This is a genomic window from Bradyrhizobium sp. 27S5 (genome assembly GCF_037217225.1).
GTDB classification, from domain to species: Bacteria; Pseudomonadota; Alphaproteobacteria; order Rhizobiales; family Xanthobacteraceae; genus Bradyrhizobium; species Bradyrhizobium septentrionale.
In genome coordinates this window covers 880599-899357 of sequence record NZ_CP147714.1, presented here as the reverse complement: position 1 = coordinate 899357, position 18759 = coordinate 880599, and the positions used below count along the sequence as shown (strand labels likewise).

Below are 18759 nucleotides of genomic sequence, written 5' to 3'. Positions count from 1 at the left end.
ATGCCTTGGTACCTGTTTTGCAGCCGCCAACAAAGGCGGATGTGTGGTGAGGCTTAATTCCGCCGTTCCCGCCGGCCAAAGCTGCGGCAGCAAAATCTCGCCGATGTTAAGTTAATGGAAACCGTGCCGGGGCCTTCTGAAACCGCACGTTTTTGACAGGCACACGACAATGCACGCGACGGGAACATCAAGGACCAGGCTTTTCAGCGCGCGCCTCGTCGCGTTGGCCCTTCTGCTGTCAGGCGCGGCGCTGTTGATGCCCGGCGGCGCCCGGGCCCAATCGGGCAACGGCCTGACCAACCTGATCGACAGCATCTTTTCCGGACCCAATGCCGCGACGCCGCCGCAGGCCGCGACCGGAGGCGACGGCACCGCGCCGCCCTGGAGTGGGGAGGACGGCGCCTCCGGCCATCCTTTGATGACCGCCGTTGCGATCCGCCAGGCCGCGTCGGACTTCCCGAACTGCCTCGCAGCGATGTGGCCAGATGCCGCACGACGCAACATCACGCGCGAGAATTTCGAGCGCTTCACTGCGGGCCTCACGCCCGATCTGCGCATCATGGATCTGATGGATTCGCAGCCGGAATTCACCAAGGCGATCTGGGACTATCTCGACATTCTCGTCAGCGACGCGAGGCTGGCGAAAGGCCGCGAGATCCTTGCGAAGTACAAGGCGCAATTCGACGCGACCGAGCAGGCCTATGGCGTCGATCGCTATATCATCGCGGCGATCTGGGGCATCGAATCGAACTATTCGACCCAGATGGGCGATCGCAGCGTGGTGCAGTCGACCGCGACCCTTGCCTGCATCGGTCGCCGCCAGGCCTATTTCAAGGACGAGTTCCTGTCGGCGCTGGAAATCCTCAACCGCGGCGATCTCAGGCCCGAGCAGATGCGCGGCTCCTGGGCCGGCGCCTTCGGCCCGACCCAGTTCATGCCGACCGCGTTCAAGCGCTACGCGGTCGACGGCGATGGCGACGGCCGCCGCGACGTCGTCGACGATCCGAGCGATTTGATCGCCTCGACCGCCAACAATCTGAAAAAGGACGGCTGGCAGACCGGCGCGAGCTGGGGCTACGAGGTCGTGCTGCCGGAAGGCTTCAACTACATGCTGGCCGATCGCGCCAAGGCGATGCCGCTGTCGCAATGGGAGCAGCTCGGCCTCAAGCGGCCGAACGGCCAGCCGTTCCCACGGTCCTCCGACAAGGCCTATCTGCTGGCGCCGGCCGGCGCCGCGGGGCCGGGCTTCCTGATGCAGCAGAATTTCCGGGTGATCATGAAGTACAACCCGGCCGAGGCCTATGCGCTCGCCATCGGCCATTTCGCCGACCGCCTGCGCGGCGGCCAGCCCTTCGTGCAGCCCTGGCCGCGCCAGGAACGGGTACTGTCGCGCGCCGAGCGGCTGGAACTGCAGCAGCTGCTGGCCCAGCGCGGCTTCTACAAGGGTACGCCCGACGGCCAGTTCGGCGGCCAGACCCGCGAAGCGCTGCGTGGCTTCCAGGTCTCGATCGGCGCCCCCGCCGACGGCTTTGCCACCGCCGAGGTGCTGGAGCGGCTGCGGGGAAGGTAGGGCGATCCACTCGTAGCCGCGAGCTCGCTGCACCTCTCCCGCTTGCGGGGGAGGTCGGATTGCATCGTTAGATGCAATCCGGGTGGGGGCTCCTTCCGCTAGGTGACTCGCGGTGATACCCCCACCCCAGCCCTCCCCCGCAAGCGGGAGAGGGGGCGCAGTTCCGTCGTGGCGGCATCCGGCCCCCTCATCCCCAAAAGTAACCGTGAAATCCGATATTTGCCCGGCGCCTTGACGGCCGCCGGGGGCACCCGATTTATGGTGGAAAAGCTGCCCGCTTGCGGCCCGATTCCGCTAGTATGGGGTGGTACTTCCAGATCATTGCGACCGCCCGATGCGAAAGCCGAAGTCCTTCCTGCGCATATTCACCGAAGCCGGCCCGCTGGTCGCGCTCGCGGTGGCGCTTGCGCTCCTGATCGGCGTCGCCCAGCCCGCCTCGGCCCAGTTCTTCGGCTTCCCGGGCTTTGGTGACGCACCCCAGCGCCGCGCGGCGCCGCCGCGCAGCGGTGGCGGTGGCGGCGGCGGCTGGTTCGGGGGCGATTTCTTCGCGCCGTTCCAGCAGCAGCAGCAACCGCAATCACAGCAGCAGCGGCCGCGCGAGGATTTCTCGCGCGCGCCGGCGCCGGCCAAGCGCGAGGCCGCCGCCGAGCGCAACGTGCTCGTGATCGGCGACGCGATGGCCGACTGGCTCGCCTATGGCCTGGAGGATGCCTATTCCGACCAGCCCGACATGGGCGTGATCCGCAAGCACAAGACGGTGTCCGGCCTGATCCGCTATCAGCCCAAGGGCGATCCGGCCGATTGGGCCGCCGCCGCCAAGGGCATTCTCGCCACCGAGAACCCCGACGCGATCGTCGTGATGCTCGGCCTCAACGATCGCACCGCGATCCGCGAACCTGTCGTGGAGAAGAAGGTCGATAAGAAGGACGACAAAAAGGACGCGCGCGCCAAACCGGACGCAAAGCCCGGCGACAAGCCCGATACCGCCGCCAAGACTGATGGCAAGACCGACGGCAAGCCCGCCGATGCCGAGCCGCTAGCCGACGACGCCGACAATGATGCCCAGGCCGCGCCGGAAAAGACCGCGCGCTCGCCCAACGGCCTCTATGAATTCCGCGACGACCGCTGGGTCGAGCTCTACGGCAAGAAGATCGAGGAATTGATCAACGTGCTGAAGAGCAAGGGCGTGCCGGTGCTGTGGGTCGGCCTGCCCGCGATCCGCGGCCAGAAGGGCACGTCGGACATGCTGTTCCTCGACGCGCTGTATCGCGACGGCGCCGGCAAGGCCGGCATCACCTATGTCGACGTCTGGGACGGCTTTGTCGACGAGGCCGGCCGCTTCATGCAGAAGGGCCCGGACTTCGAAGGCCAGCCCCGCAAGCTGCGCTCCGATGACGGCGTGTTCTTCACCAAGGCCGGCGCGCGCAAGCTCGCGCACTATGTCGAGCGCGAGGTGACGCGGCTGCTTGCGGTGCGCACCGGCCCGATCGCGCTGCCGAGCGAGCCGGCAACGCCCGATACCAGCGCCGAGCCTGGCAAGCCGGCGCCGCGGCCGCTGGCGGGCCCCGTGCTGCCGCTGGTCGCCTCCACGGTCGGCACCGATCAATTGCTCGGCGGACCGGGCTCGCGGCCCGCCGCCGTCGATGCGCTCGCCGCGCGCACGCTGGTGAAGGGCGAGGCCCTGGCGCCGCCCGCCGGCCGCGCCGACGATTTCGCCTGGCCGCGTCGCGAGATCGGCCGCGAGCAGGCCAAGGGCGACGTGCCTGTCGCCGCGACCACGCCAGCCGCGCCGAGCGGTGCGCCGGCGAATCCGCCGCCCTCCACCACGGCGATCGCGCCCGACGGCTCGATCATCACCGCGCCGAAGCCGCAACGGCGTGCGTTCCGTCCGGCCCAGGCCCAACCGCAGCAACAGCAGCCGCAGACCCAACCCTGGCTGCGCGACATCTTCGGCTTCGGCGCGCCGCAGCAGCGCCCGCTGGTCGCACCGCCGCCGCGCCCGCCGCGGCCGCCCGGCAATATCGGACAGCGGGCCGCGGCGCCGGGGAATCCCTGGCAGTGGTAAGCGCGAGGCGCGCGGCCTCAAACATAGCTGAGGGTTTGTAAGGCGGATTAACCCACCGGGTCCGCGCGAAGCGCGGCCCGATGACAGGCTCCGGCGTAATCCGCCGATATCGCAATCGTGGAGAAACGGCGGGTTACGCTATCGCTAACCCGCCCTACGCAGCTACGGCGCTCAGCCGTAATAGCGCCAGCGCGACGGCGACGGGCGGCGCGGCTGGCGCGTCATCAAGAGCGCGAGCGCAAAGCCTATGCCGCCGGCAATCAGCAGCGATCCGAGCGGATTGTCCTGCACCGTCTGCGCCATCGCCTTCTGCCCGCTGCGAACGGTCTCGCCGCGTTGCTCGTAGGCATCCTTGGCGTAGTTGACCGCGGTGTCGGCCGCGTCCTTGGCCTGACCGTAGAGATCCTGCACCGCGCCAGCCGCTTCGCGCACGCGGCCCGATGCTTGCGTCTTTGCATCGCCGGCTACGTCACCGACTGCGCCTTCGGCCTTGCCCGCGAACTCCTTCGCCGTACCGAGAATCCGATCCTTGTCCATCACAACGACTCCCTGAAAATGTCAGGGGGCTAACCGGCGAACCGCGTGCAGGTTCCTGGCGTTAAAGGATCAGCCCGCCATCGACGACGATGGTCTGGCCGACGATGTAGGAGGCGAGCGGCGAGGCGAGGAACAGCGCGGCGCCGGCCATGTCGGCGGGCGTGCCGAGACGCTTCAGCGGAATGCGCTCCAGTGCGCCTTCGAGACGCTTTGGATTGGCCGTCGTCGCCTTGGTCATCTTGGTGTCGACGAGGCCCGGCGCGATGCCGTTGACGCGGATGCCGTTCTCCGCCCAGGCCTCGCCCAGCGTGCGCGTCAGCCCGACGGCGCCGGTCTTCGAGGCGTTGTAGGCCGGATTGCCCATGGTGGAATGATAGGCCGCGGTCGAGCTCACGATGATCAGCGAGCCCTTGCTCGCGGTCAGCATCGCGTGGAATTTGGTGGCGCAGGCCATCAGGCTCATCAGATTGACCTCGAGCACCTTGCGGAAGCCCGCCATCTCGAATTCCCCGCGGCGGTAAATCACCGCGCCCTGCGCCAGCACCAGCACATCGAGCCGGTCGAATGACGGCGTGAAACTCTCGATCGCCTGCGGATTAGAGACATCGAGCTGCGCGTAGGCGAGGCCCTCGAGATCCGAGCCCTCCTCTTTCGAATAATCGCTCGCCTGCGCACGGGTGCCGTACACACTGACGCGCGCGCCCTTGGCGCGGAAGGCCTGCGCGATGCCGTTGCCGATGCCGCTGGAGCCGCCGACCACCAATATTTGCTTGCCGCCGAAATCGAGCTCGTTCATCGCGTTCCTCCTTCTCTGTTTTATTGATTGAGCATCATCCTTTTCGAAAAGCCAACTGGGAAACTTGCGTTAACGCGCTGCGCGCGCGCCGATATCGGATCGGTGGTTTGACGTCTCCGCGGATCGGTGCCAGCGTTGTCGATCTCACAACGCAAAAAAATCAACGGGGGTCCGTCATGTCCGAATTCAAACAGCTCAGCCGTTCGGTGAAGGGCCTCACCGTTCTCGTCACCGGCGCCGCCAGCGGCATGGGCCGCGCCACCGCGCGGGTGTTCGCCGACGAAGGCGCCAATGTCGCGGTCACCGACCTGACCGAAGAAGGCACGCAGGCGGTGGCGAAGGAAATCTCGGCGAGCGGCGGCTCGGCAAAGGCCTGGACGCTCGACGTCGCCGATCGCGATGCGATCACCAAGGTCGTCAACGATGTCGCCGCGCATTTCGGCGGGCTCGACATCGTCGTCAACAATGCCGGCATCTCGGTGCGCGTGGCGATCGACGATCCCGGATACGAGGACGCCTGGGCCAAGGGCATCGCGGTGATGCTGACGGCGCATCCACGCATCATCCGCGCCGCACTGCCGTACCTGCGCAAGTCGCGATCGCCGCGCATCGTCAACATCGCCTCGACCGAGGCGCTTGGCGCGACCGGGTTGCACAGCGCCTACTCCGCGGCGAAGGGCGGCGTCACCAGCCTGACCCGCTCGCTCGCGGTGGAACTGGGGCGCGAGGGCATCACCGTGAACTGCATCTGCCCGGGCCCGATCCGCACCGCCATCACCGACCGCATCTCCGAGGAGCACAAGACGATCTACGCCAAGCGCCGCACCGCGCTCGCGCGTTACGGCGATCCCGAAGAGGTCGCGCACATGACGCTGAGCCTGTGCCTGCCCGCGGCATCGTTCCTGACCGGCGCCGTGATTCCGGTTGACGGCGGGTTGATGGCCAGAAACGCTTGATGCGTTCCCCGGATGCGGCGCAGCACAGAGTGGTGCGCTGCTGATCCGGGGCCACGCAGCAAGGGTCCCGGCTCTGCGGTGCACCGTCAAGAGACGCTGCACCGCGTCCGGGACACGAGTCGGCGCAACCCTGCATGTCGTACCGTGCGTTGACAGGGCGCTCCTCGGGAGTAGCCTTCCCGGCAAACGAAGCGGGACAACCGCCCGCGCGATACGGGGAGATACGCCATGACGGTCCTGATCCGCCAGCTTCACAAGCATTTCGTCGGCGAGGTCTCCGGCGTCGATCTGCGCAAGCCGCTGACGAAGCAGGAAGCGATCGACATCGAGGCCGGCATGGACAAGTACGCCGTGCTCGTCTTCCACGGCCAGGACATCACGGACGACCAGCAGATGGCGTTCGCGCTGAATTTCGGCGAGCGCGAGGATGCGCGCGGCGGCACCGTGGCGAAGAAGGAGGACTACCGTCTCTCCGCCGGGCTCAACGACGTCTCCAATCTCGGCAAGGACGGCAAGCCGCTGCCGAAGGATCATCGCACCCATCTGTTCAACCTCGGCAACTGCCTGTGGCATTCCGACAGCTCGTTCCGGCCGATCCCGGCGAAATTCTCGCTGCTGTCGGCGCGCGTGGTGAACCCGAAGGGCGGCAACACCGAATTCGCCGACATGCGCGCCGCCTATGACGCGCTCGACGACGAGACCAAGGCGGAGATCGAGGACATGATCTGCGAGCACTCGCTGATGTATTCGCGCGGCTCGCTCGGCTTCCTCGACTATACGGATGAAGAAAAGCAGATGTTCAAGCCGGTGCTGCAGCGCCTGGTGCGCACGCATCCGGTGCACGGCCGCAAGTCGCTGTATCTGTCGTCGCATGCCGGCGCCATCAGGGGCATGAGCATGCCGGAGGCACGGCTGCTGCTGCGCGACCTCACCGAGCACGCGACGCAGGGCGAGTTCGTCTATGTGCACAAATGGACGGTGCATGACCTCGTGATGTGGGACAACCGCCAGACCGTGCACCGCGTCCGCCGCTACGACCAGTCGCAGCCCCGCGACATGCGCCGCGCCACGGTGGCGGGCACCCAGCCGACGGTGGCGCAGGAAGCGGCGGAGTAGCGGGCGCAGCCATATCCCAAGCTGTCATCGCCCGGCTCGACCGGGCGATCCAGTATTCCAGAGACATTTGTGGATTGCCGAAGGGCCGCGGCGTACTGGATGCCCCGCTTTCGCGGGAGACACGGAGAGAGACGCGCACAAACTACGCGTGGCCGGCGTCGTTGGAGAGCATGCCGGCCTCGATGCCGATCTTGCGCAGGGCGCGCGCGTATTTCTCGTCGACATCGGCGCCGAAGATCAGCTCCGGATCGGCGTCGCAGTGCAGCCAGCCATTGTGCTGGATCTCGTTCTCGAGCTGGCCCGGCGCCCAGCCGGCATAGCCGAGCGCGAGGATCGCGTGCTTGGGGCCTGAGCCCTTGGCGATCGCCTTGAGGATGTCGACGGTCGCAGTCAGCGAGATGCCGTCGTCGATGTTGAGCGTCGCATCCTGGATGTAGAAGTCGCTGGAATGCAGCACGAAGCCGCGGCCGGTGTCGACCGGGCCGCCCTTCATCACCTTCATCATCTCGGCATTCTCGGGCAGCTGGATCTGGTCCGATTTCTCGATGATGTCGAGCTGCACCAGGAGCCCCGGGAAATCGATGCTGCCGGCCGGGCGATTGACGATGATGCCCATGGCGCCCTCGGAGGAATGGGCGCACATGTAGATCACCGAGCGCTCGAAGCGCGGGTCGTTCATGACAGGCATCGCAATCAGCATCTGGCCGTCGAGATAGCCATCATCGGCGGCATGGGGACCGGGGGCCGGGTTTCTGCCGGCGGCGGTCCTGCGAGTCTTGCCTGTTTTGCCTTCAGGGCGCATCCGCAAAGGCCTTTCCTGCTGATTTGGCATCCTGATATTGGGTCGCGGTTCTGTCAATCAACCATCGCCCGCCATGCGGCGATGCATCACAAGCAATTCAATGGTTTGCAACGAAAGTTGCAGGTAAAGACGTCTCATGATCGTCACAGTTCCCCTGCGGGCCGCCTTTGGCGTTGCCGCCCTACTTTCCGTCGCGTCCATGGCAACGGAGGTTCGCGCCGACGACGCCTCGCCGTGGCAGCAGGACACGCATTCGGCGGTACGGCTGCTCGCGGGATCGCGCAGCGGCACGGTGCTGCTCGGCGGCATTGCCTTCCAGCTGCAGGACGGCTGGAAGACCTACTGGCGGACACCGGGCGATTCCGGCGTGCCGCCGCGATTCGATTTCTCCAGGTCGGACAATGTCGAGGCCGTCACGGTGATGTGGCCCGCGCCGCGCCAGTTCGACGACGGCGCCGGCGGCACCTCGCTCGGCTACAAGCACCAGGTCGTGCTGCCGCTGCGCATCGTCGCGAAGAATCCCGACAAGCCGCTGGTGCTGCGCGCCGACATCAACTACGCGGTGTGCGAGAAGCTGTGCGTGCCGGTAGAGGCGAAGGCCGAGCTGGCATTCGCCAGCGTCGCCTCGACCGAGGACGCCGCGCTGACCGACGCGCTCAACGCGGTGCCGAAGCCCGCCAATATCGGCGATCCGACCCCGTTCACGATCCGCGACGTCAAGCGCGACGGCAAGAACAACGTGCTGGTCGATGTCACCGCGCCCGAGAGCCGTGACCTCAGCCTGTTCGTCGAGGGGCCGACGCCCGACTGGGCGCTGCCGGTGCCCAAGCTGGTCGAGCACGCGCCGCCCGGCGTGAAGCGCTTCTCTTTCGAGCTCGACGGGCTGCCGCCCGGCGCCACGGCGGACGGCGCGGCGCTGAAACTGACGCTGGTCGGCGGCGACAAGAGCTACGAATTCAATATCAATCTGAACTGACGCCATTTGAGCTAGTGCCGTGGGTGCTCGCCAAGCGGGCAGTTCCGCAAGCGCGAGCCGCGTCCGATACGCAGTCGGCGCATCGGCAGGTTCCCTGCCCGGGCGGACATCCAACCCAATCTTAACGTTTCGTTGATAGATCGAGGCGCATTGCCGCGCTGCGGCGCTTCAGGAATTTTGCGCCTTGGCTGTGATGGAAACCCAAACCGCAACCTCTGCGCCATCGGGCCCGGTCGCACGCCTGCGGGGCCTCGCCGCGCGCCTGCTCGGCGGCACCAAGGAGGCCTCGGTCACCAAGCGCCTGGCCGGTACCATCTTCGTCATCCGCGTCATCAGCGCCGCGATCGCCTATCTCGCGCAGATCCTGCTGGCGCGCTGGATGAGCGGCTCGGACTACGGCATCTATGTCTATGTCTGGACCTGGGTGCTGCTGCTCGGCAGCACCATGGATTTCGGCATCGCGCCCTCCTCGCAGAAGATCATCCCGGAATATCGCGCGCGCGGCGACCTCGCCGCGCTGCGCGGCTTCCTCTCCGGCGGCCGCTGGGTGGTGCTGGCCACGTCCAGCACGGTGGCGCTGCTGCTCGCCGGCGTGATCCATTTCGCTTCGCCCTGGATCGATCCCAACGCGGTGGTGCCGCTCTATATCGGCTGCCTGACGCTGCCGCCCTTCGTGGTCGCCAACACCCAGGACGGCATCTCGCGCGCGCATGACTGGATGCAGCTCGGCCTGATGCCGCAGTTCATCGTCCGGCAGGGGCTGATCATCGCGCTGACTGCCGGCGCGCTGGCGCTCGGCCTCAATCTCGGCGCGACGGTGGCGATGATCGCGAGCGCGGCTGCCGTGTACATCGCGGCGATCGGCCAGATGATCGTGCTGAACCGGCGGCTCACCGCCCATGTCGGGCCCGGCGAGAAGACCTATGACGTCAAGGGCTGGTTCGCGATCTCGCTGCCGATCATGCTGGTCGAAAGCTTCTATCTGCTGCTCGGCTACACCGACGTGCTGATGCTGCAGCAATTCCGCTCGTCGGAAGAGGTCGGCATCTATTTCGCCGTGGTGAAGACGCTGGCGCTGGTGTCGTTCGTGCACTACGCGATGTCGGCGACGACGGCGCACCGCTTCGCCGAGTACAACGCGCTCGGCGACAAGGACCGGCTGTCGGCCTATGTCGCGCACGCCATCAGCTGGACATTCTGGCCTTCGCTGTTCGCGACCATCGCGCTGCTCGCGTTCGGCAAGCCGCTGCTGTGGCTGTTCGGCCCGAAATTCGTCGACGGCTACAGCATCATGTTCGTCGCCGCGATCGGGCTTGTGATCCGCTCGGCGATCGGGCCGGTCGAGCGCCTGTTGAACATGCTCGGACACCAGGGCATCTGTGCGACGGCCTATGCGGTATCCTTCTTCATGAATGTCGGGCTCTGCATCGCGCTCGTCCCGCGCTACGGCGGCATGGGCGCGGCCGCCTCGACCTCGCTGTCGCTGACCTTCGAGACGATCCTGCTGTTCTATGTGGTGCGCTCGCGGCTCGGGCTGCACGTGCTGGCGTTCGGGAAGGCCCGTTCCGCGCCGTAGCATTTCCACCGACTACGGCATATATTACGCGACATGACCGCCGCCGAACTGAAAAATCTGCTCGATCGCGTTCAATCCTGGCCCGAGTCGGCACAGGATGAACTCGTATCGATCGCAAACCAGATCGAAATCGAACTGCAGGCCCAGGACTACGTCGCGACGCGGGACGAATTGCGGGTCATCGATGCCGCAATGGAGTCCATCGACGCAGGCGAGTGCGCGACCGACGAAGAGGTCGCAGCCGCGTTTGCCAAATTTCGTCGCAAGTGAAGGTCGTCTTCTCGCGCCAAGCGCTGACTGATCTGGACGAAATCGCGACTTACTATTCGACCCACGCCAGCCCGACAATCGCTGCGGCTGAACGCCGCTTCCACGAAGTTATTGACCGTGTGAGCCGCGCGCCCGGATCAGCGCCGCGCGTCTCACAGCGCTCCGCGGTCCGTGCGATCACAGTCCTGCGCTATCCGTTCCGTATCTTCTATCGGGTCCGCAGCGATACAATCGACATCCTGCACATCAGACATACATCTCGGATGCCGTTCTCCCCGTCCGATCCGGATCCCCACTAGCTCGCGGTCTCAAGTAAAAGCCGGTCCTGATTCAATCAGGGCCGGCTCATTGTTTCTGGCAGTCCAGCGACAAATCCCGCCGGAAAAACTACTCCGCGGTCCAGCCGCCGTCGATCGAGAGATTGGCGCCGGTGATCTGCGCGGCATCGTCGCCGCACAGGAACAGCGCGAGTGCTGCGACCTGCTCCGAGGTGACGAACTCCTTGGTCGGCTGGGCGGCGAGCAGCACGTCCTTGATGACCTGCTCCTTGGTCAGATTGCGCGCCTTCATGGTCTCCGGAATCTGGTGCTCGACCAGCGGCGTCCAGACGTAGCCCGGGCTGATGCAGTTGCAGGTGATCTTGAACTGCGCGAGCTCGAGCGCCGCGGTCTTGGTCAGGCCGGCGATGCCGTGCTTGGCCGAAACATAGGCCGACTTGAACGGCGAGGCGACCAGCGAGTGCGCGGAAGCCGTATTGATGATGCGGCCCCAGCCGCGCTTCTTCATGCCGGGCACCGCGGCGCGGATGCCGTAGAACGCCGACGACAAATTGATCGCGATGATCGCTTCCCACTTCTCCGGCGGAAACTCCTCGATCGGCGAAACGAACTGGATGCCGGCATTGTTGACGAGGATGTCGACCGAACCGAAGGTCTTCTCGCCGAGCGCGATCATGTCGGCGATCTCGGCCGGCTTGGTCATGTCGGCCGGCGAATAGGCCGCCTTGACCTTGAAGTCGGTCTCGATGCCGGAACGCTCCTTCTCGATGTCGGCCGGCACGCCCATGCCGTTGAGGACGATATTGGCGCCGGCGCCGGCAAAGGCGCGCGCATAAGCCAATCCGATGCCGCTGGTCGAGCCGGTCACAACGGCGGTCTTTCCTGTCAACGTACCCATTGTTGTTCGCTCCTATTTGCTTGCCGGGGGCGTGGGTTCGTCCCCCGTGAGATCGTAAGTCACCATGGTTTCCCCGGACTGTGGCCGTTCTAGCCATTCTTTGTGACGCATCGACAAATGCACGTCGCGCACGCCGGCGCCCCAGTGCTCGACCATCGCAACATGGGAGAAGTCGTAGTCCTTCGACGAGCTCTCGTAGTTCTTGCTCTTGTAGATCAGGTGAACCACCGTGACGGTGTTCTCCTTGGACGCCTTGCGCAGCAGCTCGACCGACGGATCGTTCTTCAGGTAATCCGGCAGCTTGCTGATCAGGTCGCGCACCGCCATGCGGGCGTTATGGATCTGCTTGTTCTTGTCGGTGTTCATCCGCGTCCGGCTGGAAAAGCGGATGTCCTTTTCGCGCTCGGCGGCCTCCAGCAGCGTCTCCGGCAACAGCCCGCGCGCGCTGAACAGGTCGACCTGGAAGATCAGGAGATCACGGCTGATCTCCTCGTCCAGCACGAAGTCGAGCGGGGTGTTGGAGGCGATGCCGCCATCCCAGTAATGCTCGCCCTCGATCACGACGGCGGGAAAGCCCGGCGGCAACGCACCCGAGGCCATGATGTGCTCGGGGCCGATCTTCTTGCCGCGCTTCTTGAACTCGTAATTGTCGAAATAGCAGAAATTTCCCGAGGTGACGCTGACCGCACCGACCGACAGGCGCGTCTTCAGATCGTTGATGCGATCGAAGTCAACCAGCCGCTCCAGCGTCTTCTTCAGGGGCGCGGTGTCGTAATAGCTCAGCGATTGCGAGCTGCCGGGCGGCCACAGCGGCGCCGGCGGAAGCCGCGGCGTGAAGAAGCCGGGCACGCCGAAGGTCGCGATGATCGCCGCAGAGGTCTCGTTGAACAGCGAGCGGGCGCGCTCATGCTTCAAGACCGGATTCCACGGCACCGGCGCCGACACCATCTCCCAGAATTCCTTCAGCCGCGGCACGCGCTTGTCCGGCTCGTTGCCGGCAATGATCGCGGCATTGATGGCGCCGATCGAGATGCCAGCGATCCATTCCGGCTCGAAGCCCGCATGGCAGAGCGCCTGGAAGGCGCCGGCCTGATAGGAGCCGAGCGCACCGCCGCCCTGAAGAACCAGCACACGCTGCGCTTGCGCCGGCGTCGAGGCGGGCGCGGTGTCAGAAGTATCCATTCGTAACCGCCCAGTCAGGATTACCTTGCAGCGCACCGTGGCGGCTGTTCGCAGCCGCGTCAATGAGATCGTGATGCGATCTCCGACGATCGCATCACGATCTCATTGCTTTGTTTTCGCATGATCTTTTCGGAAAACCGGTCTCCACTTTTCCGGATCATGCTTGCGCCAGATGCGGAGGGCGGATCACGCGGATTTTATCGAAATCAGGTTGCCGCCAAAATGAGCGTCCAGAACACCTTGTATTTGGTGTTGGGAGCATAGACGGCCGCGATGCCCATTTTTGTGACACCGCTCTTGAGCATATTGGCCTTGTGCGGCGGTGAATCGCGCCACCCTGAAAATGCTTCCGCCAGCGTGTGATAGCCGGCCGAGATGTTCTCGACCGCGACGGTTGCGGGATAGCCCCCGGCCTGCAGCCGCTTGCCGAGCGGGGCCTTCACGTCATGGTCCATCTTGTTGCGGGCGGCCATCGCCTGCGACTGCTGCTCGGCAAGCTTCGTCAGGTCCGGATCCACCACGACGGTGCCAAGACCATTGTTCTGGCGGTATTGCGAAAACATGATCGCGGCCGCCTGGCTATCCAGCACCGCGCCGGCCTGCGCCATGTTGAGATACATGGTCGGTTCTTCCGGGATTTTGGTGTCTGCGGCACAGCCGGCGAGCACCAGTAGCCCGAACAGGGCAACCGTCGTCCGTTTCACTGGTAAAAACCCCCAAGGTTGGCCCGCCGTTGTTGCATACCAACCGTGGCTGAATGGTGAACAGGGGCTAACTTTTGGCCGCCAAATGCCGTCATTCCCTGGAACGCCCGGGTTTCGTGGGAGCCCTGTTTCTCCTTCCCCCTGCAAGGGGGAAGGTCCGGATGGGGGTCTGGCCACAGGCGACGCTGCAAGTGGAGAGAGCAGATCCCCACCCGCTTTGCTCTGGCGAGCAAAGCGACCTCCCCTTTTCAAGGGGAGGTTTTGACCCCGTGGCCCGGATGGAGCTCCCACACGAGCCGGGACCGATCCGCGGAGCAAGTCCCCGGATTTCGCTTCGTTGACACCATTGTGCGTTTCTGGCTCCGTCGGCCGCCATAGCCGTCGGGTTGAGGAAGATGATGAGCCAGCAAACAGCCCTGCCGATCGCCGATTCAGCGACGACCCGATCCGTCTTCGATTGGCTCGAGCGGTTCGCGGCCTGCGTCAGGGCGGTGGACTATGCTGCGGCCCGTCCGTTCTGGCATTCCGATATCATCTCGTTTGGCACCTACCAGGAACTGATCCGCGGCCGCACGCGCTGGACCGAGATGCAATGGGACAATGTCTGGCCCCGCACGGCGGATTTCGCCTTCGACCTCGACAATACGGCGGTGCTGGTGAGCGCCGACGGCGGCACGGCGACGGTGATCACGCCGTGGACGAGCGCTGGCTTCCATCCCGACGGAAGCCGCTTCGATCGGCCAGGGCGGGCGACGATCATCCTCGCGCGTCAGGCCGACGGACATTGGCTCGGCATTCACTCGCACATGTCGCTGCAGCGTGGCGTACCGCAGGACAGCCACGGCAACCGGCCGGTCAGGGCGCGTTAGTCACAGGCTGTTGGCTCATCCGAGCTACGGCACTTGCTTCTCCTTCCCCCTGCAAGGGGGAAGGTCGGGATGGGGGTCGGCCACAGGCGACAGCCGATGTCGTGGAGAGAGGATCCCCACCCGCTTTGCTCTGACGAGCAAAGCGACCTCCCCTTTTCAAGGGGTGGTTGGGGCACGGCGGCCGGGTCCTACTCCTGTGCCGCAAAAATCCGGTAGCGGCGGGGCTGCAAGGAGACGATTTCGCCGGCCTGCAGCTCGCGATCGCGGGGGGCGTCGATCTCGATCACGGTCTTGCCCTCGCTACCCGACAGCGCCACTTCGGCGCGCTGGATCGGCCCGAACGAACGGACGTGACGGATGGCGCCCTCCAGCGCACCGGTACCGGCCGGACCGACCGCCATGTCGTGGCGGCGGACGAACAGCTTTGCCGCGCCCGACGCAGCGCCGAGCGCCGGAATGTTCAGCGGGCGGCCGTCGAGCCGCACCGCGTCGCCGGCCACGTCGACCGGAAGCACGATGGATTCGCCGATGAAGCCGTGCACGAAAGCGGTCGCCGGATTGTCATAGACCTCGCCGGGCGAGCCGATCTGCTCGATCTTGCCCTTGTCCATCACCACGACGCGGTTGGCGACTTCGAGCGCCTCCTCCTGGTCGTGGGTGACGAAGATCGAGGTGACGTGGATCTCGTTGTGCAGCGAGCGCAGCCATTGCCTGAGCTCCTTGCGCACCTTGGCATCGAGCGCGCCGAACGGTTCGTCGAGCAGCAGGATGCGCGGCTCGATCGCGAGCGCACGCGCCAGCGCGATGCGCTGCCGCTGGCCGCCGGACAGCTGGCTGGGATAGCGGTTGGCGAGCCAATCGAGCTGCACCAGGTCGAGCAATTCCTTGACCCGGGCGCGGATCGTCGCCTCGTCCTTGCGGATCGCGCGCGGCTGTACGCGCAGCCCGAACGCGACGTTCTCGAACACCGTCATGTGGCGGAACAGCGCGTAGTGCTGGAACACGAAGCCGACCTGACGCTCGCTGGCACCGCGCGAGAGCGCATTCTCGCCGTCGATCGCGACCTCGCCGCTGTCTGGCCAGTCCAGTCCCGCGATGATCCGCAGCAGCGTGGTCTTGCCGGAGCCGGACGGGCCGAGCAGCGCCAACAACTCGCCATCGGCGACCTTGAGATCGACATTGTCGAGCGCGGCAAAGCTGCCGAACGTCTTTACGATATTCTTGACTTCAATCGCCATCGGGCACCTCTGCCTCGTCGAGCCGTTGCTCGAGAACGGTCTTCGCCACCAGCGTGATCAGCGCCAGCATCGCCAGCAGCGATGCGATCGCGAACGACGCGACGAACTGATATTCGTTGTAGAGAATTTCGACCAGGAGCGGCATCGTGTTGGTCTCGCCGCGGATATGGCCGGAGACGACGGACACCGCACCGAACTCACCCATCGCGCGCGCGTTGCAGAGCAGGACGCCGTACAGCAGGCCCCATTTGATATTGGGCAGCGTCACGCGGAAGAAGGTCTGCAGGCCGGAGGCGCCGAGCGAGATCGCCGCCTCCTCCTCCTGGGTGCCCTGCTCCTGCATCAGCGGGATCAGCGCGCGCGCCACGAACGGGAAGGTGACGAAGATCGTCGCCAGCGCGATGCCTGGCACCGCGAACAGGATATGGACGTTGTGCGCCTGCAGCCACGGACCGAAATAGCCCTGGGCGCCGAACAGCAGCACGAAGACCAGGCCGGAGATCACGGGCGAGACCGAGAACGGCAGGTCGATCAGCGTGATCAGGAAGGTCTTGCCGGTGAATTCGAATTTCGAGATCGCCCAGGCCGCGACCACGCCGAACACCAGATTGAGCGTGACCGAGATCGCGGCGATCAGCAGCGTCAGCCTGATCGCGGCGAGCGCCTCGGGCTCGGCCAGCGCGGCGACATAGGCGCCGATCCCTTTCGAGAAGGCCGACGCGAACACGACGACCAGCGGCAGCACGACGAACACGCTGAGGAAGGTGATCGCCAGCGCGATGATGATGAAGCGGATCGGGCCGGGCTCGGTGCGCAGATTGCGCTGCGCCGTGCCGGGCTCCGCGCGCGCGATCTCGAGCCGCGGCGCTGGCGCCGCCACGCTGACATCGGTCGCGGGCGCGTAGGTCCGCAGTTGCGTCGTCGAGGTCACCAATCCCGTCTGCATCGACATCGCGAACCTCAATGCACGGGAATGCGGGCTTGCGCCCAGCGCTGCAGGCGATTGATCACGAAGATGATCAAGAACGAGGCCACCAGCATCACGACCGCGATCGCGGTGGCGTCGGCATAGCGGAATTCGGACAGCCGGATCACGATCAACAGCGGCGCGATTTCGGAGACGTTGGGCAGATTGCCGGCGATGAAGATCACCGAACCGTATTCACCGATGGCGCGGGCAAAGGCTAGCGCAAAGCCGGTGAGCAGCGCCGGGATCAGGCTCGGCAGGATGACGCGGAACACGGTGTGCCAGCGGTTGGCACCTAAGCTCGCGGCGGCTTCCTCGATCTCGGGATCGAGATCGATCAGCACCGGCTGCACCGTGCGCACCACGAAGGGAATGCCGATGAAGATCATCGCGATGAAGATGCCGATCGGCGTAAACGCGACCTTGATGCCGAGTTCGGCGAGCGGCGCGCCAAGCCAGCCCTTCTGCGCGAACAATTGCGTCAGCGCGACGCCGGCGACCGCGGTCGGCAAGGCGAATGGAATATCGACGATGGCGTCGAACAGCCGCCGGCCCGGAAAACGGTAGCGCACCAGCGCCCAGACGATGATGGTGCCCATCACCAGGTTGACGCAGGCGGCCGCAAACGAAAGCCCAAACGAAATTTTCAGGGCATTCAGGGTGCGGCGGCTGGTGATGATGGCCCAGAACTGATCGAGGCTGAGCTCGAACGTCTTGAGGAACAGCGCGGCCAGCGGAATCAGGATGATAACGGAGAGCCATGTCAGGGTCAGTCCCATGGTGAGACCGAACCCCGGCAGGGTACTGCGCCGTGCAACCGCTGTGCTCACAAATCCCCCTGTTTAACCCGAACGATAGTCCCGATCAGTTCTTGTAGATCTGATCGAAAATGCCGCCCTCGGCGAAATGCTCCTTCTGCGCCTTGGTCCAACCACCAAAAACGTCGTCGATGGTGAAAAGTTCAACCTTGGCGAAGGATTTTTCGTACTCCTTGGCGATCTCGGGATCACGCGGCCGGTAGGAGTTGCGCGCGGCGATCTCCTGGCCTTCCTTGGTGTACCAGTACTTCAGATAGGCTTCGGCGACGGCGCGGGTGCCCTTCTTGTCGGCAACCGTGTCGACCACGGCGACCGGCGGCTCGGCCAGGATCGACTGCGCCGGGGCCACGATCTCGAACTTGTCCTTGCCGAATTCGCGTTGCGCCAGAAAGGCTTCGTTCTCCCACGCGAGCAGCACGTCGCCGACGCCGCGCTCGACGAAGGTCACGGTCGAGCCGCGCGCGCCGGTGTCGAGCACCGGGACGTTCTGGTAGAGATCGGCGACGAACTTCTTCGCCTTGTCGACTGAGCCGAACTTCTTCTGCGCATAGCCCCAGGCGGCCAGATAGTTCCAGCGCGCGCCGCCCGAGGTCTTCGGGTTCGGCGTGATCACGGCGACGCCGGGTTTAATCAAATCATCCCAATCCTTGATGCCCTTGGGGTTGCCCTTGCGCACCAGGAACACGATGGTCGAGGTATAGGGCGAGGCGTTCAGCGGCAGCCGCTTCTGCCAATCGGCCGCGAGCAGGCCCTTGCCTGCGATCGCATCGATGTCATAGGCGAGCGCCAGCGTGACCACATCGGCCTGCAGTCCGTCGATCACCGAGCGCGCCTGCGAGCCCGAACCGCCATGCGACTGCTTGATCTCGACGCTCTTGCCGGTTTCCTTCTGATAGGCCGCGGCGAACGCCTTGTTGAAATCGACATAGAGCTCGCGGGTCGGATCGTAGGACACGTTGAGCAGCGAATAGTCGGCCGCGAAGGCCGAGCTCGCCCACAACAATCCCGCGACCAGCGGCAGGATACGACGGATCATTTCTGTCTCCATTCAACCCGAGAATGTCAGGGAACACGCCAGACATAACTCGCGGCGAAGTGGCTTTAAGTCAACGAAACCGGTTTTCTTTGTTTGCGGCCGTGC

19 protein-coding genes are annotated in these 18759 nt (G+C 65.1%); 9 read left to right on the top strand and 10 right to left on the bottom strand.

From position 1 onward, the window contains the following. Positions 1-256 precede the first annotated feature (256 nt). Complete coding sequence (locus WDM24_RS04330) at positions 257-1570, top strand: lytic murein transglycosylase (RefSeq protein ID WP_338832579.1); 1314 nt, start codon at positions 257-259, stop codon at positions 1568-1570. A 334-nt stretch (positions 1571-1904) separates the two neighbouring features. After that, entirely contained in the window at positions 1905-3635 is a 1731-nt protein-coding gene (locus WDM24_RS04325) for a DUF459 domain-containing protein (RefSeq protein ID WP_338695534.1), read from the top strand. 171 nt (positions 3636-3806) lie between these two features. Here the strand turns inward: WDM24_RS04325 and WDM24_RS04320 are convergent, their stop codons facing one another. Both WDM24_RS04320 and WDM24_RS04315 read right to left on the bottom strand, forming a co-directional pair. Continuing rightward, positions 3807-4172 carry a CsbD family protein gene (locus WDM24_RS04320; RefSeq protein WP_338830557.1) on the bottom strand — a complete coding sequence of 122 codons (366 nt, stop codon included), beginning with the start codon at positions 4170-4172 and terminating at the stop codon, positions 3807-3809. Positions 4173-4233: 61 nt separating this feature from the next. Beyond that, on the bottom strand, positions 4234-4968 hold the full coding sequence (locus WDM24_RS04315; protein WP_338695530.1) for an SDR family oxidoreductase: 735 nt from the start codon (positions 4966-4968) through the stop codon (positions 4234-4236). Between the two features lie 176 nt (positions 4969-5144). On the opposite strand from WDM24_RS04315, the gene WDM24_RS04310 reads away from it, so the two are divergent. After that, positions 5145-5924, top strand: a complete 780-nt coding sequence (locus WDM24_RS04310) for an SDR family NAD(P)-dependent oxidoreductase (protein WP_338830556.1) — start codon at positions 5145-5147, stop codon at positions 5922-5924. Positions 5925-6152: 228 nt separating this feature from the next. Continuing rightward, a complete protein-coding gene (locus WDM24_RS04305) occupies positions 6153-7040 on the top strand; it encodes a TauD/TfdA family dioxygenase (protein ID WP_338695526.1) in 888 nt (295 codons plus the stop codon). 142 nt (positions 7041-7182) lie between these two features. Here WDM24_RS04305 and WDM24_RS04300 read toward each other — a convergent pair whose 3' ends face one another. Beyond that, the gene (locus tag WDM24_RS04300; protein WP_166302183.1) at positions 7183-7842 is read right to left on the bottom strand and encodes a YqgE/AlgH family protein; all 660 of its coding nucleotides are present in this window, start codon (positions 7840-7842) and stop codon (positions 7183-7185) included. 136 nt (positions 7843-7978) lie between these two features. On the opposite strand from WDM24_RS04300, the gene WDM24_RS04295 reads away from it, so the two are divergent. The 4 genes from WDM24_RS04295 (at position 7979) to WDM24_RS04280 (ending at position 10963) form a co-directional block, all read left to right on the top strand. Continuing rightward, positions 7979-8818: a protein-disulfide reductase DsbD domain-containing protein gene (locus WDM24_RS04295; RefSeq protein WP_338830555.1), complete on the top strand. Its 840-nt coding sequence runs from the start codon at positions 7979-7981 to the stop codon at positions 8816-8818. A 184-nt stretch (positions 8819-9002) separates the two neighbouring features. Next, positions 9003-10394 (top strand): oligosaccharide flippase family protein, encoded by a 1392-nt coding sequence (locus WDM24_RS04290; protein WP_414645681.1) that lies wholly within the window; start codon positions 9003-9005, stop codon positions 10392-10394. A 33-nt stretch (positions 10395-10427) separates the two neighbouring features. Then, positions 10428-10664, top strand: coding sequence for a hypothetical protein (locus tag WDM24_RS04285; RefSeq protein WP_166302175.1), 237 nt, complete (start codon positions 10428-10430; stop codon positions 10662-10664). Further along, positions 10610-10963 carry a type II toxin-antitoxin system RelE/ParE family toxin gene (locus WDM24_RS04280; RefSeq protein WP_338830554.1) on the top strand — a complete coding sequence of 118 codons (354 nt, stop codon included), beginning with the start codon at positions 10610-10612 and terminating at the stop codon, positions 10961-10963. The genes WDM24_RS04285 and WDM24_RS04280 overlap by 55 nt, the downstream gene beginning before the upstream one ends. Positions 10964-11051: 88 nt before the next feature. Here the strand turns inward: WDM24_RS04280 and WDM24_RS04275 are convergent, their stop codons facing one another. From WDM24_RS04275 to WDM24_RS04265, 3 genes are all read right to left on the bottom strand, one after another. After that, the gene (locus WDM24_RS04275; protein WP_166302170.1) at positions 11052-11840 is read right to left on the bottom strand and encodes a 3-hydroxybutyrate dehydrogenase; all 789 of its coding nucleotides are present in this window, start codon (positions 11838-11840) and stop codon (positions 11052-11054) included. Between the two features lie 12 nt (positions 11841-11852). Continuing rightward, on the bottom strand, positions 11853-13022 hold the full coding sequence (locus WDM24_RS04270) for a patatin-like phospholipase family protein (protein WP_338695519.1): 1170 nt from the start codon (positions 13020-13022) through the stop codon (positions 11853-11855). A 206-nt stretch (positions 13023-13228) separates the two neighbouring features. Next, complete coding sequence (locus WDM24_RS04265) at positions 13229-13726, bottom strand: CAP domain-containing protein (RefSeq protein ID WP_166302167.1); 498 nt, start codon at positions 13724-13726, stop codon at positions 13229-13231. 398 nt (positions 13727-14124) lie between these two features. On the opposite strand from WDM24_RS04265, the gene WDM24_RS04260 reads away from it, so the two are divergent. Further along, positions 14125-14595, top strand: a complete 471-nt coding sequence (locus tag WDM24_RS04260; RefSeq protein ID WP_166302164.1) for a YybH family protein — start codon at positions 14125-14127, stop codon at positions 14593-14595. A 188-nt stretch (positions 14596-14783) separates the two neighbouring features. Here the strand turns inward: WDM24_RS04260 and WDM24_RS04255 are convergent, their stop codons facing one another. The 4 genes from WDM24_RS04255 to WDM24_RS04240 all read right to left on the bottom strand — a co-directional run bounded on the left by WDM24_RS04255 (position 14784) and on the right by WDM24_RS04240 (position 18654). After that, entirely contained in the window at positions 14784-15833 is a 1050-nt protein-coding gene (locus WDM24_RS04255) for a sulfate/molybdate ABC transporter ATP-binding protein (protein WP_028342240.1), read from the bottom strand. Continuing rightward, entirely contained in the window at positions 15823-16785 is a 963-nt protein-coding gene (cysW, locus tag WDM24_RS04250; protein ID WP_414645680.1) for a sulfate ABC transporter permease subunit CysW, read from the bottom strand. Before cysW ends, WDM24_RS04255 begins: the two co-directional genes overlap by 11 nt. A gap of 8 nt (positions 16786-16793) precedes the next feature. Beyond that, a complete protein-coding gene (cysT, locus tag WDM24_RS04245) occupies positions 16794-17579 on the bottom strand; it encodes a sulfate ABC transporter permease subunit CysT (protein WP_234583975.1) in 786 nt (261 codons plus the stop codon). An 85-nt stretch (positions 17580-17664) separates the two neighbouring features. Continuing rightward, entirely contained in the window at positions 17665-18654 is a 990-nt protein-coding gene (locus tag WDM24_RS04240; protein WP_338830553.1) for a sulfate ABC transporter substrate-binding protein, read from the bottom strand. Positions 18655-18759: the final 105 nt, after the last annotated feature.